Here is a 13,590-nt window from a genome sequence, read left to right on the forward strand (position 1 = left end):
CACCGGGTAGCGCTTGCCGGGGTTGTCCGCGTAGTCGCGCGGCAGCAGGATCCGGATGCGGTGCTCACCGGCGACCTCCGGAGTGGTCACGGTGATCACGAAGTTGGTGGCGGAGCCGGTGGCGGCGCCCACCTGGGTCAGGCCGAAGCCGTCGGCCGTCTTCGGCGGGCGCGGGGCCGGCTCCTCGGCGTGCGCGGAGGGTGCGCCCCAGAGCAGGAACGCGGCGGCCACGACGGCTCCCACCGCCTTCACGCGCAGGAGCCGGGCGGGCAGGGCTGATCTCATCGGGTGTCCTCGGGGTGGGCTGGGTGCCGGGGGACGGGCGGTGCGGCCGGTCACCGAAAATCTCATCGCAGCACTCCGCGTGACGCCATACGGGACGGGTGGCGCACGTGGGCCGTTGGCGCACGTGCGCCACCCGCCCAGTAGGCTCCGGTGGCCGGGCGGGCCGGCACCGGTACGGGGAGGGGAAGCCGTGCACGACGTGTTGGACCCGGACTCCGACCGCGGGCGGGTCTACCGGTCGCTGGTCGGCCATCCGCGCGAGCCCGTGGGCCGGTTGGCGGCCCGGGCCGGGCTGAGCGAGACCGCCGTGCGGGCGGTGCTCAAGGAACTCGCCGCCGCCGACATCGTCACGACGGCGGATCCGGACGCCGAGGACGCGTCCTGGGAGGCGGCACCGCCCGGCCAGGTGGTCGAGGCGCTGCGGCAACGCGACGCCGCCCTGTGGACGGCCCTGCGGCAGACCGGGGCGGAGCTGGAACGGCTCTACCGTTTCGCCAGGAGGGACACCGGTCACTACGGCGCGCTCGAAGTCGTCGAGGACGCCGCGCGCGTCCTGGCCGTCAGCCGGCAGCTCCAGCAGTCGGCGCGCCATCAAGTCCGCGTCATCGACGTGCCGCCGTACTCCGGAACGTCCGACTATTACTCGGAACAGGAAGTGCTGCAGCGCGAGCGCATGGCCGCCGGAGTCGTCTACCGCGCCATCTACCACGGGTCCGCGTTCGACGACCCCGTCTCCTGGCCCAACATGGCGCGCATGATCGAGGCCGGGGAGCAGGCGCGGACCCTGGACGACCCGCCGATGAAGCTCGCGATCGGCGACGACGAGCTGGCGGTGGTCACCCTCGCCGCCGACGACCGGCCCGGTGTCGTCTCCCTCCTGATCCGTCCGTCCAGCCTGTTCCAGGCGCTGTCCAACGTCTTCGAGTCCCTGTGGAGGCTCGCCGTTCCGGTGTCGGCGACGGGCATCGGCACCCAGATCGACGCCCGGGACCGGCAGATCCTCACGCTCATGGCCAGTGGCGCGACCGACGACGCGATCGCCCGGCGCCTGGGCCTGGGGCGCCGCACCGTCGTGCGCCGCGTCTCCGCCCTCCTGGCCATGCTGGGCGCCACGACCCGCTTCCAGGCGGGGGTCCAGGCGGCCCGGCGCGGCTGGCTCTGAGAGCGGCGCACCGGTTCGTTCACCGGTTCGCCCACCGGTTTGTCCTTCCGACCCCGGTGCACCTTCCCGGAGAGCCGCCAAGATGGTGCTATGTGGGGCCCTTGGGGAGACCGGCGTCCGGGATGGGTACTGGCGGGGCTGGCCGCCGCGTCGGCCGCTGTCGCGGCCGTGGCCTGGAGGATCTCGGACAACGAGACGGCGGAGTTCGTGGTGGGCGCCGTCTCCATGGTGTCCGGGGTCGCGGCGGTGTGGCTGGCGTGGGCCGGCTTGCGCGGCGTGAACCGGGCGAAGCCGACGGCGGCGGCGATGGCGGACGAGATCGCCGTGGCGGTGCGCCGTCGCTGGGAGGCCGAGGTGGAGCTGCGGCGGGTGAACGACCCGTACACGATCCCGGTGAGCTGGGAGCCGGCCGACGCGGCCCTGGTCCCGGACTGGTCGTCGCTGCGGCGGACCGCCGGTTCGGCGGGCTGGCCGGTGCCGGACCGGTCGCGGTGGGCGGCCGGGCCGGGCGCGCTGGCCGGCAGCGGCGACAGCATCGCCGAGGTGCTCGGCCGGGTGCCGAGCGGCCGGCTGCTGATCCTCGGCGAACCGGGCGCCGGCAAGACCATCCTGGCCGTCCGGCTGGTGCTGGACCTGCTGGCCCGGCGTGCCCCGGGCGGGCCGGTGCCGGTGCTGGTACCCCTGGCCTCCTGGAACCCGCAACGCGAGCACCTGTGGAGCTGGTTGGAGCGGCGCCTGTGCCTGGACCACTCGGCGCTGCGGGCCCACGCGCCCGGGGCCCGGGGCACGAGCTGGGCCCGGGCCCTGTGGGACGCGGGCCTGTTCCTGCCGGTGCTCGACGGCCTGGACGAGATCACCGGGCCGGCCCGGTCCCTGGCGATCGCCGGGCTGAACGAGGCGCTGCGGCCGGGGGTCGGGCTGGTGGTGACGGCCCGGACGGGCCCGTACCGGGCGGCGGTGGGCGCCGACGACCACGGGTCCGGCGGCGTACAGCTCTCCGGTGCCGCCGGCATCCGGCTGCGTCCTCTCGACGCCGGTGTGGTGGCCCACTACCTGCGGGCGGCGGCGGGCGGGCCTGCGCGCCGGGCGCTGTGGGGTCCGGTCCTCGCGTCCCTGGCCGACCCGGCACACCCGTTGGGGCAGACGCTGACCACGCCGCTGATGGCCGGCCTGGCGCGGGTGGTGTACGGCCCGCGTCCCGGCGAGCCGGCCACCGGTCTGCCCGACCCCGGCGAACTCCTCGGCGCCGGGCTCGACAGCCGGGACGCGGTCGAGCGGCACCTGTTCGACGGGTTCCTCCCGGCGGTCTACCGGCCGCACCCGGACCCGGCGTTCCGCTGCCCGTGGCGGCCCGCCGACGCCGAGCGCTGGCTGGTCTTCCTCGCCGGTCACCTGGAGTACCGCGCGGGGGGCACCACCGATCTGGCGTGGTGGCAGCTGCACAGCGCGGCTCCCCGTTCCCTCGCCGGCTCCGGGGCCGGGGCTCTGGCCGGGGTTGCGGGCGGGATCCTCGTCGGGCTCCTGCTCGGACCGGTGGTCGGGCTCTGGTTCGGGTTGCTGTTCGGGTTCACGTTCGGCGTCCCGGCGGTGTTCATGGGGGTCCCGAACAGACCCGCGCAGGGCCTGCGCTGGTCCCCCACCCGGGGCGGGCTCGTGGCGGGGGTCGTGGCCGGACTCGCGGGCGGGCTCACGGCCGGACTCGTGGCCGGGTTCTCGGTGGGGCCCGTGGCCGGAGTCGGCGGCGGGCTCGGGCTCGGCCTGGCGGCCGGGCTCGGGGCCACGCTCGTGGGCGGACTCGGTCCCCGCCTGCTGGAGCCGGCGAAGGCCGCCGACCCGCACACCGTTCTCGGCCTCGACCGCAGCGCCTTCCGCAACATCGTGCTCGCGTTCGTCCTCACCGGCGGGGCCATGGGCCGGCTCGCGGGCTGGCTCGCGGACGGGTCCGCGGCCGAGTCCGCGAGCGGGATCATGATCCAGGTCACGGTCGGGCTCGCCGGCGGTCTGGTGGCCGGGCTCGCGGCCGGGCTGGTGGGCGGGCTCGCCCCCGGGCTGGCGGCCGGCCTCCCCGCCGGCCTCGCGTGCGGGCTCGTCGGCGGGCTCGTGCCGGGCTCCACCTACGAGTTGGTGCCGGGGTTCGCGGGCGGGCTCGCGGGCGGACTCGCCGGAGGACTCGCGGCGGGCCTGGCGGCCGGGCTGTCGCAGACGGCGTGGGGACGGTACACCGCCGCCCGGACCTGGCTGGCGCTGCGCACCCGGCTGCCCTGGCGCCTGGCGGGCTTCCTCGCGGACGCGCACCAGCGGCGGGGCGTGCTGCGGCAGGCCGGCGCGTCCTACCAGTTCCGCCACGCCGAGCTGCAACGGCACCTCGCCGAAAGGGCCGGCCCGCGGGCTTAGCGGGGATCGCACGGGAGCGGGGGCCGACTGACGGCCGGAGTCCGGCTGAGGGCCGGGATACGGCTGAGGGCCGGGATCCGGCTGGGGGCCGGGGCCCGCCCACCGGGGCCGCCGCGGCTGCCGTGGTGGGGCCGCGCCGTGCCGGGAGGCGGCCCGCGCACCTGACGGTGCATTAGGCCACTCGCCAACGGGGCGGCCGGGCCGAACGCGCCCGGTGCCGAGCGCTCGACTCCCCCACCCGCCTCTCCGGCACATCTCCGGCACATCTCCGGCACGGGACGCTAGCTCAGCGTCTTCAGCGCCGCCGCGTCGTACGGCTTCAGCTCCCCGACCCGGCCCGCCAGGACCTTCGCCGCCCACTGCGGGTCCTGGAGCAGGGCGCGGCCGACGGCGACCAGGTCGAACTCGTCGCGCTCCAGCCGGTCGAGGAGGTTGTCGATGCTGCCGATCGCGGCGCCCTCACCCGCGAACGCGCGGAGGAAGTCGCCGTCGAGGCCGACCGAGCCGACGGTGATGGTCGGCCTGCCGGTGAGCTTCTTCGTCCAGCCCGCCAGGTTCAGGTCCGAGTCCGCGAACTCCGGGAGCCAGTAGCGGCGGGTGGAGGCGTGGAAGGCGTCGACGCCTGCCGCGGCCAGCGGGGCCAGGACCGCCTCCAGCTCCTCCGGGGTCCGGGCGAGCCTGGCGTCGTAGGCTTCCTGCTTCCACTGCGAGTAGCGGAAGATCACCGGGAAGCCGGGCGAGACGGCCTCGCGGACCGCGGCCACGACCTCGGCCGCGAACTTCGTGCGGGCCACGAGGCCGCCGCCGTAGGCATCGGTACGACGGTTCGTCCCCGCCCACAGGAACTGGTCGATGAGATAGCCGTGGGCGCCGTGCAGTTCGACGCCGTCGAAGCCGATCCGCTCCGCGTCCGCGGCGGCCTGCGCGAAAGCGCCGATGACATCGTCCAGGTCCTTGCGGGTCATCGCCTTGCCGGCGCCCTCGGTGCCGTCCACGCGGATGCCGGAGGGACCGACGGCGGGGGCGTCCGCGTAGGGTGCGTCACCCTGCTTGCGCACCATGCCGATGTGCCACAGCTGCGGGACGATCGTGCCGCCCGCCGCGTGCACGGCCTCGGCGACCTTCGCCCACCCCGCCAGCTGTTCCTCGCCGTGGAACCGCGGCACCCGGTCGCTCTGCCCGGCCGACTCGTGGCCGACATAGGTCCCCTCGGTGACGATCAGGCCCACGCCCGCGGCGGCGCGGCGGGCGTAATACGACCGCACATCCTCACCGGGGACGCCCCCCGGGGAGAACATGCGCGTCATCGGCGCCATCACGATGCGGTTCGGGACGGTCAGGCCGTTCAGCGCGACGGGCCGGGAGAGGATCCCGGCCGCGCGGGAGGCGGAGGACGCGGTGGCGGTCACGGTGGTGCTCCTCGCAGTACTTAAAGACCTTGATGGTTAATGACTCAAACAACAAGACGGTAGATATAAATATTTTAGATTGTCAAGCTTTCTGGCGTACGCCGCTCGCGGCAGCCCGAAGGGGCCTGATCGACGACCGAGGACCCGCATGAACGTCCCCCCCTGCCACCCCGCGCGCGATCACTCCCTCGGCCGACCACGTCACCGTCTCCCCGAACGCGACGATGACCGGCCCGGCGGCCCCCCGCCGTGGCACCCGCGAACCGCCCCGGGCCCGGTGACCGCCACTGCCGCGCACCCGAGCCGACCGTCCTCCCCGACGGGACGTTATCGGCCACCTCGGACCCGGCACAGCCACGTCAACAGACGCGGCAGCTCCGCCCCGGCTTGTTCGACATAGCAGGTCATCGCCGGTATAGCGGGCGTGATCACCGTCTCTGGCCGCCCTTCGCCGATCCCGCGGGCCGGTGCGTCCCGCCTCACCCCGTCCCGCCCCGTGGCGCGAATGCATCGGTGCCACCCCGGCCGTCTCGACCAACATCATTAAGCGCTGATTCACTGGCGCCTCGGGAGCCCCTGAAACCGCTCGATCGGGCGATTTCAGGGGCTCCCTCTTGACGCATGTGCCCCAAGAGGAGGGACCGGGATGTCGACCGCAGCGCACCGGCAGCAGCCGGAGCAGTTCGAACAGCACGCCGGCCGGGCCCAGCTCGGCCTGGGGATCGCCGCTGCGCGGAACCTCGCGACCACCACCAAGAGCGTGCCGCAGATGCAGGGCATCAGCTCGCGGTGGCTGCTGCGCATGCTGCCCTGGGTGGAGGTGAAGGGCGGCACGTACCGGGTCAACCGGCGTCTGGCGTACGAGGTCGGCGACGGCCGGGTCACGTTCGTCCAGGAGGGGGCCGCGGTCAGGGTCGTCCCCGCGGAGCTGGGGGAACTGCCGCTGCTGCGCGGTTTCCACGACGACGAGGTGCTGCGGGCGCTCGCCGAGCGGTGCCGGCAGCGGGAGTACGCGCCCGGCCAGGTGATCGCCGAACGGGGCCGGGCCGTCGACCACGTCTATCTGATCGCGCGCGGCAAGGTGGAGAAGGCCGGCGCCGGACACTACGGCGAGGAGACCCGGCGCGGCATCCTGGCCGACGGCGGCTTCTTCGGCGGGGAGGCGGTGGCCGAGGAGCCGGGCGCGTGGGGGTTCACGGCGCGCGCGATGACCTCGTGCACCGTCCTGGCCCTGCCCCGCGCCGCGTACGAGGAGGTGGCGGCCCGCAGCGAGGGCCTGCGCGCCCACGTCCGGCGGCGCGAGGCCGAGAAGGCACAGCCGCAGAACCGGAAGGGGGAGGCGGACATCGCCCTCGCCGCCGGCCACACCGGCGAGCCGGTCCTGCCGGGCACCTTCGTCGACTACGAGCTCGCCCCCCGCGAGTACGAACTGAGCGTCGTCCAGACGGTCCTGCGGGTGCACAGCCGGGTCGCCGACCTCTACAACGACCCGATGGACCAGGTCGAGCAGCAGCTGCGGCTGACCATCGAGGCCCTGCGCGAGCGCCAGGAGTCCGAGCTCGTCAACAACCCCGACTTCGGTCTGCTGCACAACGCCGACCACAGCCAGCGCATCTCCACCCACTCCGGGCCGCCCACCCCCGACGACATGGACGAGCTGCTGAGCATGCGCCGGGGCACCAAGGCGTTCTTCGCCCACCCCCGGGCCGTCTCCGCCCTCGCCCGCGAGTGCAACAAGCGCGGCCTGTCCTTCGACAGCGCCGAGGTGGGCGGCCACCCGGTCCCCGCCTGGCGGGGCGTGCCGATCCTCCCCTGCGGCAAGATCCCCGTCTCGGACGCGGGCACCTCCGCCATCCTCGCCATGCGGCTGGGCGAGGCGGAGCAAGGGGTGGTCGGTCTGCGGCAGACCGGGATCCCCGACGAGTACGAGCCGGGCCTGAACGTGCGGTTCATGGGCATCAACGACCAGGCCCTCATCTCCTACCTGGTGAGCACTTACCACTCGGCCGCCGTGCTCGTCCCCGACGCGCTCGGCGTCCTCGAGAACGTCGAGGTCTTCCACACCCCGTCCTGACGGGCACCACCCCCAGGAACGGAGGGAAGAACCTGTGTCACTGCTGTCCCGGGTCACCGCTCCCCCGGCCCGCCACGACGTGGCGCGGCTGGTGGCCACGCTGCTCACCCACCACCAGGGCGCGCGCCGCCCCGCGCCGCGGACGCTGCCCGGCACCGGTGCGCACCCGGTGCGCGCCGCCCTGCCCACCGGCGCCCTGCCCACCGGGCCGACGGGCCTGGGTACCTCGGCCGCCCGCATCACCGCCGGGAAGACCGCCGGGGGCGCCTCCGACGGGCCCGGCACCGGTGTCCCGGAGCTGTACTGCCCGCCTGCCCTCCGGGACGACCCGGCCCTCGGCGGGGAGGTCAACGACCGGCTGGTGGAGTGGGCCGGCGAGGTCGGCATCTACGCCGGACGGCTCGACCGCGTCCGGGCCGCCGACTTCGGGCGCCTGATGATGCTGGCCCACCCCGACACCGACGACCCGGACCGGCTGCTGGCGGCGGGGAAGTGCGCGCTGGCGGAGTGGTCCACGGACGACTACTACTGCGACGACACGACCGTGGGCTCCGCGCCGGACCTCCTCGGCTCGCACCTCGGCCCGGCCTACGCGGCCCTCGACCCCGCCCACCTCCCGGCCCGCTACGCGCCCGCGTGGGAGCGGGAGATGCGCAGCGACCCGGTGCGCGTCGCCCTGCGCTCGGGCCTCGCGCACCTGGCCCGGTACGCGGAGCCCTCGCAGGTGGCCCGGCTGCGGCACGAGGTCGCCGTCCTCTTCGTGGGCTACGGCCAGGAAGGCTCCTGGCGGTCCCGCGGCCACCTGCCCGGCGTCGCCGAGTACCTGGCGCACCGTCAGATCAACAGCTTCCTGCCCTGCATCGCCCTGACCGACGTGGTCGGCGGCTACGCGCTGCCCGCCACGGAGTACGCCGATCCGCGGGTACGCCGCGCCGTCACGACGGCCGCCACGGCGAGCACGCTCGTCAACGACCTGTACTCCATGACGAAGGAACACGACTCCTCCGCCGTGGAGTTCAACCTGCCCCTCGTGATCGCCGCGGAGGAGCGGTGCTCGCCGCGCGAGGCGATCAAGCGGAGCGCGGAGATCCACGACGAGCTGGTGCGCGCCTTCGAGGCAGAGGCCGCGGCCCTCGCCCTCACCGGATCGCCCGAGCTGCGCCGGTTCCTCGCCGGGGTGTGGGCCTGGCTCGGCGGCAACCGCGCCTGGCACAGCGGCAGCCCCCGCTACAACGGCACGTAAGCCCCGCCTTTCTTCGATACCGCACACTTTCTTCCGCACGTCCAAGGAGCACCCCATGACGACCACGCCCGCGTCCGCCGGCGTCCTGCGCACCGCCTACCAGAAGTCCGTGGCGGAGTACTGGAACAACGAGAAGGACCCGGTCAACCTGCGCCTGGGGGACGTCGACGGCCTCTACCACCACCACTACGGCCTCGGCGACTACGACCCCGCCGTCCTGGAGGGCCCCCTGGAGACCCGGGACGAGCGCGTCATCGAGGAGCTGCACCGGCTGGAGTCGGCACAGGCCGACGTCCTCCTCGACCACCTGGGCCCCATCACCCCCGACCAGCGGCTGCTGGACGCCGGCTGCGGCCGGGGCGGCACCAGCATCATGGCCAACGCCCGCTTCGGCTGCGAGGTCGACGGCCTCTCCATCTCCCGCGCCCAGGTCGACTTCGCCAACGAGCAGGCCCGCAAGCGCGGCGTGGACGACAAGGTCCGCTACCACTTCGGCAACATGCTGGACACCGGGCTGCCCTCCGGCGCCTTCCAGGGCATCTGGAACAACGAGTCCACCATGTACGTGGACCTGTTCGAGCTCTTCGCCGAGCACGCCCGTCAGCTGGCGTACGGCGGCCGCTACGTCACCATCACGGGCTGCTCCAACGACGTGACGGGCCTGCGGTCCAAGGCGGTCAGCCGCATCGACGAGCACTACACCTGCAACATCCACCCCCGCAGCGCCTACTTCAAGGCCATGGCCGCCAACGGCCTCGTGCCGATCAACGTCGTCGACCTGACGGCCGCCACGATCCCGTACTGGGAGCTGCGTGCGCAGTCCTCCCTCGCGACCGGCGTCGAGGACCCGTTCCTGACCGCGTACCGCGAGGGCAGCTTCCACTACCTCCTCATCGCCGCCGACCGCATCTGACAGCGCGCCACCGGGGGCGGGGCGCGGGCGCCGCCCCCGGGCGGCACCGTAATTCGATGGCGCGTGCCGGGCGGGATGTCCATCCTGATCACCGTGTCAGAACCCCAGCATCGCATCCGCGCCCTCCACACCGCCTCCACGATCACCGTCTACCAGGCGTACCGACGGGAGATCGGCCTGCCCGCCGCCCGGGACGGCCGGTTTCCGGCGGCGTGGTCACGGGACCGGATGACATGGATCAAGCCCTCGTTCCTCTGGATGATGTACCGCTCCGGGTGGGGCACCAAGGAGGGGCAGGAGACCGTCCTCGCCGTCGAGATCACCCGTGAGGGCTTCGAGTGGGCGCTGGAGCACTCCTGCCTGTCCCACTACGAGCGCGGCCTGCACTCGGACCACGACAGCTGGAAGCGCCGGTTGAAGCGGGCCCCGTCCCGGGTGCAGTGGGATCCCGAGCGGGATCTGTCCTTGCAGCCGCTGCCTCATCGGTCACTCCAGCTCGGCCTCACCGGCGAGGCCGCGCACCGTTATGCCGACGAGTGGATCGTCGGCATCACCGACGTCACCGCGCTCGCCCGTACGGTCCACGCCCATCTGCGGGACGGGGAGCCGGACGCCGCCCGGCGGCTCCTGCCGCGGGAGAGCCCTTACCCCGTGGACGCACGGCTCCTGGCCCACCTCCACCGGTGAACCGAGAGGGTGCCGTCCGGTCCGGCACCGGGAAGCAGGTGGCGGACTCGACGGGCCGTGGGGGGGGGACCGGGCCGACGCGCGATGCTCGCGCCCGAGGTCTTCGGCCTCACCGCACGCCCCGGCGGGCGACCGGGTGAGCGGGGACAGGCGCGTCAGGCGAGCTGGTCGCTGTACCCGCACACCCAGGCGAGGGCGTCGTGCGCGCCGCGGACGTACTCCCGGTTGCTGTCCTGGCCGGTGCGGTCGTCCAGCTGCACCACCGCCGCGTCCACTTCGGCGGTCAGCAGGTGCAGATCCGGCTTCCCCGGGGCGCTGGCGCCGGTGACGGGCGAGGAGTGGGCGCGGCCCGCGGCCCACCGGTAGGCGGCCGACGCCCCCGCGGAGAAATGGGGTGACCGGTCCCGCCCGGCTTCGGGGGCCGTGAGGCTCTCGGCCGCCAGCTCGACCTCGGCGTAGGCCCGCACGCCCACCCGTCGTACGGCTCCCTGCTGTGACTTGCCTACCGCGGTCACGGTCACTCACCCGCCCTCACTCGCGTCTACCGGTGTGCTGCCGGCCGGGCCCGCCGTACCGTCCCGGCGGTCCCCTCCGTCGCGCCCGTCGCGTCCTTCGCGTTCGGTTACCCGCGCGGTTTCCCGGCTCCGCCGGCCGATCCGGCGCACCGGCCTTGTGACTGCCCTTTTGCCCCGGCTTCGGCAGACCGAAAACAGGCACGCGCCGCGGATGTGCGGCCACGCCCGGCACCCGGGACCCGGCGGCTGCCGGGTCCCGGGTGCGCGCGGCAGGGGCCGTCAGCCGCGGAGGGGGCCTTCACAGGTGTAGTCCGCCGAGCCCGCGGGGCGGTCGGGCCAGAGGTCGACCGTGCCGAACGAGCAGTTCATGTCGGCGAAGTTGTTGGTTCCCTTCGTCTTCGTCCGGCCGAGGATGAAGTAGTCGACCGTCGCGGACATGTCCTTGAAGACCCGGTCGGCGTCGCCCGGGCTGCTCAGGTTGGCGGTGATGCGGCCCGTGCAGGTGAACCGGGGGCGTTCCGGCGCCTCGTTGGTGCGGCACTCGGGCGTGATGCCGGTCGTGGCGGCGAAGGACGCGCGGACCGTGGCGGGGTGACCGGCGTCCAGCCGGCCGACGGGGGTGAACGTGGTGTCCGGTACGTACAGGTCCTTGACCTTGGCGATCTGCTGGTCGAGGAAGGTGTCGTAGGCGCGCTGCGTCCCGGGGTCCCCGCCGAGCCGGGCGCGCCAGGCGTCGAAGCCCGCCACGTCGTTCGCCCGGGTGTAGCCGTACATCTCCTTGAGCTGCGCCGGGCGCTCCGTCCAGAGGAACTCGAAGAACGTCCCGGCGTACGAGTAGAAGCGGAAGCCGTCGCCGTCGTAGGTCGCGTGCAGCAGCCGGTTCACGCTCATGCGCGGCTTCGTGCCGCCGGCCGTGTCGTTGATGATGCTCTGGACGAGGGATTTGCGGACCTTGACGCCCTGGTCGCGGGTGGCGCCGTCGAAGAACTCCGCCGTGCCCTCGTCCATCGCGGTGGTGCGGTCGCCCTGGTACCACGGGCCTTCGCCGAAGAGGCCGGGCACGGCCCAGCGGCCGTTGAGGTAGTGCGTGTACTCGTGGCGGAACAGCTCCTCCAGGGTGAGGGTGGAGTCCTGCGGGACCCGGCGCTCGTAGGTGTAGAAGGTGGCGCCCTTCTCGATGTAGATGCCGCCGTTGTCCGTGCTCATGCCGGTGAGCAGCGGGTGGTAGGTCTCGTAGTCGGAGCGGGAGGCGTACAGCACGATGTTCAGCGAGGTGTTGGTGTCGCCGGCCAGCGGCTGCTCGGTGCCCAGGACGCGGTGGAACTGCGCCTTGACCTGCTTGCCGGCGTAGTAGAGGCGGTCGACGGTGGTCCGGGGCAGGCCGGTGCGGACCTTGATGCCGGCGTTGTCGTACGCGTAGGCGCCGGGGAAGAGGCGGCGCTCGATGTCGGCCTTGCAGACGCCGTGCCGCTCGCAGGCGCCGAATTCGTTCAGCCAGGTGACGACCTTGGCCCAGGGCTGGCTGCCCTCGCCGAAGTTGGCGGTGACGGTGGCCAGCAGGGTGCCGAGGCCGGTGGTGATCTCGTCCCGCAGCGGGTCGATCTGGCCCATGCGTCCGTACTCGCTGACGGCGTCGCGCACCACCCAGGCGTTGGCCGTGCCCTTGAGGTGGGTGTGGCCGGCGAAGGCCCTGAAGGCGGCGCGGTAGGAGGGGTCGGCGGTGACGGCGGCGTGGAAGGCGCTGTCCTGGTTGCCGGGGTAGACGCCGAGGTAGTTGAGGGAGAGTGCGGCGAGCGCGGCGCCGCCCCAGGAGGTGTCCCCGGCGGTGCCGGGGTGCGCGGCGTCCATGGTGACGAGGACCCGTTTGACCAGCGGGAGTTGGTGGTGGCGCAGGCCGGGGGCGCCGGCGGCGTAGAGGGCCTCGCGCAGGGTTTCGGCGTTGGTGCGGGTGGGGTCGAAGGTGCGGGCGGCGCCGCCGAAGGCGTCGACCGCGCGGCGTATGGCGCCCGCGGTCGGGGCGTCGGTGGTGTCGATCTCGTCGCGGGAGAAGTCGTGGTAGGCCACGGCGTGGAGGTAGGTGAACATCTCCAGCAGGTGGCCGCCGTTCTTGCCGTCGTGTGCGGAGGCGAGTCCTTGGGCGCGCCGGGAGACGGCCTGGACGTGGGCCTTCGACATGACGGGGACCAGGCGCTGGTCCCAGGTCCAGACGAGGCCGCGCAGGCAGCCGTCGGCGGTGACGGCCGGCGTGGCGAGGAAGTCGGCGAACTGCTCGGGGGCGAGGCCCGTGACGCCGTCGAGGGTGCAGGGGACGGCGGCGCCGCCGAGCGTGGCGCGGGGGGTGGGGGGGCCGGCCGCCGGCTGGTCGGTGCGCGGGCCGGGCACGCGCCCGTCGGTGAGGCCGCCCGGCGCGGCCGGGGCCTGGAGGGCGGGGTGCGGGGCCCTGGCCAGGCGGGTGACCTCGTCGAAGGGGTGGTGTGTGCGGGTCTCGGGCCGCGGGGTCGGGGCGGGGGCCGGGGGCGGGGCCGCGTGGCCGGGCTGGACGGCGGTGGCGCAGAGCGCCGCTGTCACCGCGGTGGTGAGCAGGGCTCTGCGCAAGGTTCTGGAGAGGGACACCGGTCACTCCTGTGTGGGAGGTGTGGGGTGGGGCGCACGCGAGTAAGGCGGCGTGCGGGGCGGCCGTGGTGTGAGGAGCTTCCGCGCTCCGACGGGCGGTACGTGGGGGACCACAGCCGCGCTATGTGATGCGTAACGTAGTAATGTGAAATGTTACTGACAACCCCTCAGCCACCGTGAGTTCGGCGGGGCATCAACTGGACGACACCATTCCGGGGGCTGTCCGCCCGGAGACCGGGCCGTCGGCGAGGGCAGCCGGGCTCGCCCCCGCGGGGTGACGCGGCCGGGCCCTGGG

The 13,590-nt window shown here is 73.8% G+C and carries 9 protein-coding genes and 1 pseudogene; 6 read left to right on the forward strand and 4 right to left on the reverse strand.

What is annotated here, in order from left to right; translation table 11 throughout:
• Positions 1 to 285: pseudogene (locus ABZ951_RS14800) on the reverse strand (esterase); the annotation flags it as partial.
• A 190-nt stretch (positions 286 to 475) separates the two neighbouring features.
• Here ABZ951_RS14800 and ABZ951_RS14805 point away from each other — a divergent pair.
• Both ABZ951_RS14805 and ABZ951_RS14810 read left to right on the forward strand, forming a co-directional pair.
• Positions 476 to 1,447: a LuxR C-terminal-related transcriptional regulator gene (locus ABZ951_RS14805; protein WP_344092112.1), complete on the forward strand. Its 972-nt coding sequence runs from the start codon at positions 476 to 478 to the stop codon at positions 1,445 to 1,447.
• A gap of 168 nt (positions 1,448 to 1,615) precedes the next feature.
• Complete coding sequence (locus ABZ951_RS14810) at positions 1,616 to 3,841, forward strand: NACHT domain-containing protein (RefSeq protein WP_344092110.1); 2,226 nt, start codon at positions 1,616 to 1,618, stop codon at positions 3,839 to 3,841.
• 281 nt (positions 3,842 to 4,122) lie between these two features.
• Here the strand turns inward: ABZ951_RS14810 and ABZ951_RS14815 are convergent, their stop codons facing one another.
• Complete coding sequence (locus ABZ951_RS14815; protein ID WP_344092108.1) at positions 4,123 to 5,250, reverse strand: NADH:flavin oxidoreductase; 1,128 nt, start codon at positions 5,248 to 5,250, stop codon at positions 4,123 to 4,125.
• Positions 5,251 to 5,896: 646 nt separating this feature from the next.
• Between ABZ951_RS14815 and ABZ951_RS14820 the strand changes: the two genes are divergently transcribed.
• The 4 genes from ABZ951_RS14820 to ABZ951_RS14835 all read left to right on the forward strand — a co-directional run bounded on the left by ABZ951_RS14820 (position 5,897) and on the right by ABZ951_RS14835 (position 10,167).
• The gene (locus tag ABZ951_RS14820) at positions 5,897 to 7,324 is read left to right on the forward strand and encodes a family 2B encapsulin nanocompartment shell protein (protein ID WP_344092106.1); all 1,428 of its coding nucleotides are present in this window, start codon (positions 5,897 to 5,899) and stop codon (positions 7,322 to 7,324) included.
• A gap of 34 nt (positions 7,325 to 7,358) precedes the next feature.
• Positions 7,359 to 8,567 (forward strand): family 2 encapsulin nanocompartment cargo protein terpene cyclase, encoded by a 1,209-nt coding sequence (locus tag ABZ951_RS14825; protein ID WP_344092104.1) that lies wholly within the window; start codon positions 7,359 to 7,361, stop codon positions 8,565 to 8,567.
• A gap of 55 nt (positions 8,568 to 8,622) precedes the next feature.
• Entirely contained in the window at positions 8,623 to 9,480 is an 858-nt protein-coding gene (locus ABZ951_RS14830; protein ID WP_344092102.1) for a geranyl diphosphate 2-C-methyltransferase, read from the forward strand.
• A gap of 93 nt (positions 9,481 to 9,573) precedes the next feature.
• Positions 9,574 to 10,167, forward strand: coding sequence for a DUF4291 domain-containing protein (locus tag ABZ951_RS14835; RefSeq protein ID WP_344092100.1), 594 nt, complete (start codon positions 9,574 to 9,576; stop codon positions 10,165 to 10,167).
• Positions 10,168 to 10,322: 155 nt separating this feature from the next.
• Here the strand turns inward: ABZ951_RS14835 and ABZ951_RS14840 are convergent, their stop codons facing one another.
• Both ABZ951_RS14840 and ABZ951_RS14845 read right to left on the reverse strand, forming a co-directional pair.
• The gene (locus ABZ951_RS14840; RefSeq protein WP_344092098.1) at positions 10,323 to 10,682 is read right to left on the reverse strand and encodes a hypothetical protein; all 360 of its coding nucleotides are present in this window, start codon (positions 10,680 to 10,682) and stop codon (positions 10,323 to 10,325) included.
• A 279-nt stretch (positions 10,683 to 10,961) separates the two neighbouring features.
• A complete protein-coding gene (locus ABZ951_RS14845; protein WP_361279962.1) occupies positions 10,962 to 13,295 on the reverse strand; it encodes a collagenase in 2,334 nt (777 codons plus the stop codon).
• Positions 13,296 to 13,590 lie beyond the last annotated feature (295 nt).

The sequence above is a fragment of the Streptomyces sp. NPDC046215 genome, from assembly GCF_040646215.1.
Taxonomy (GTDB): domain Bacteria; phylum Actinomycetota; class Actinomycetes; order Streptomycetales; family Streptomycetaceae; genus Streptomyces; species Streptomyces stramineus.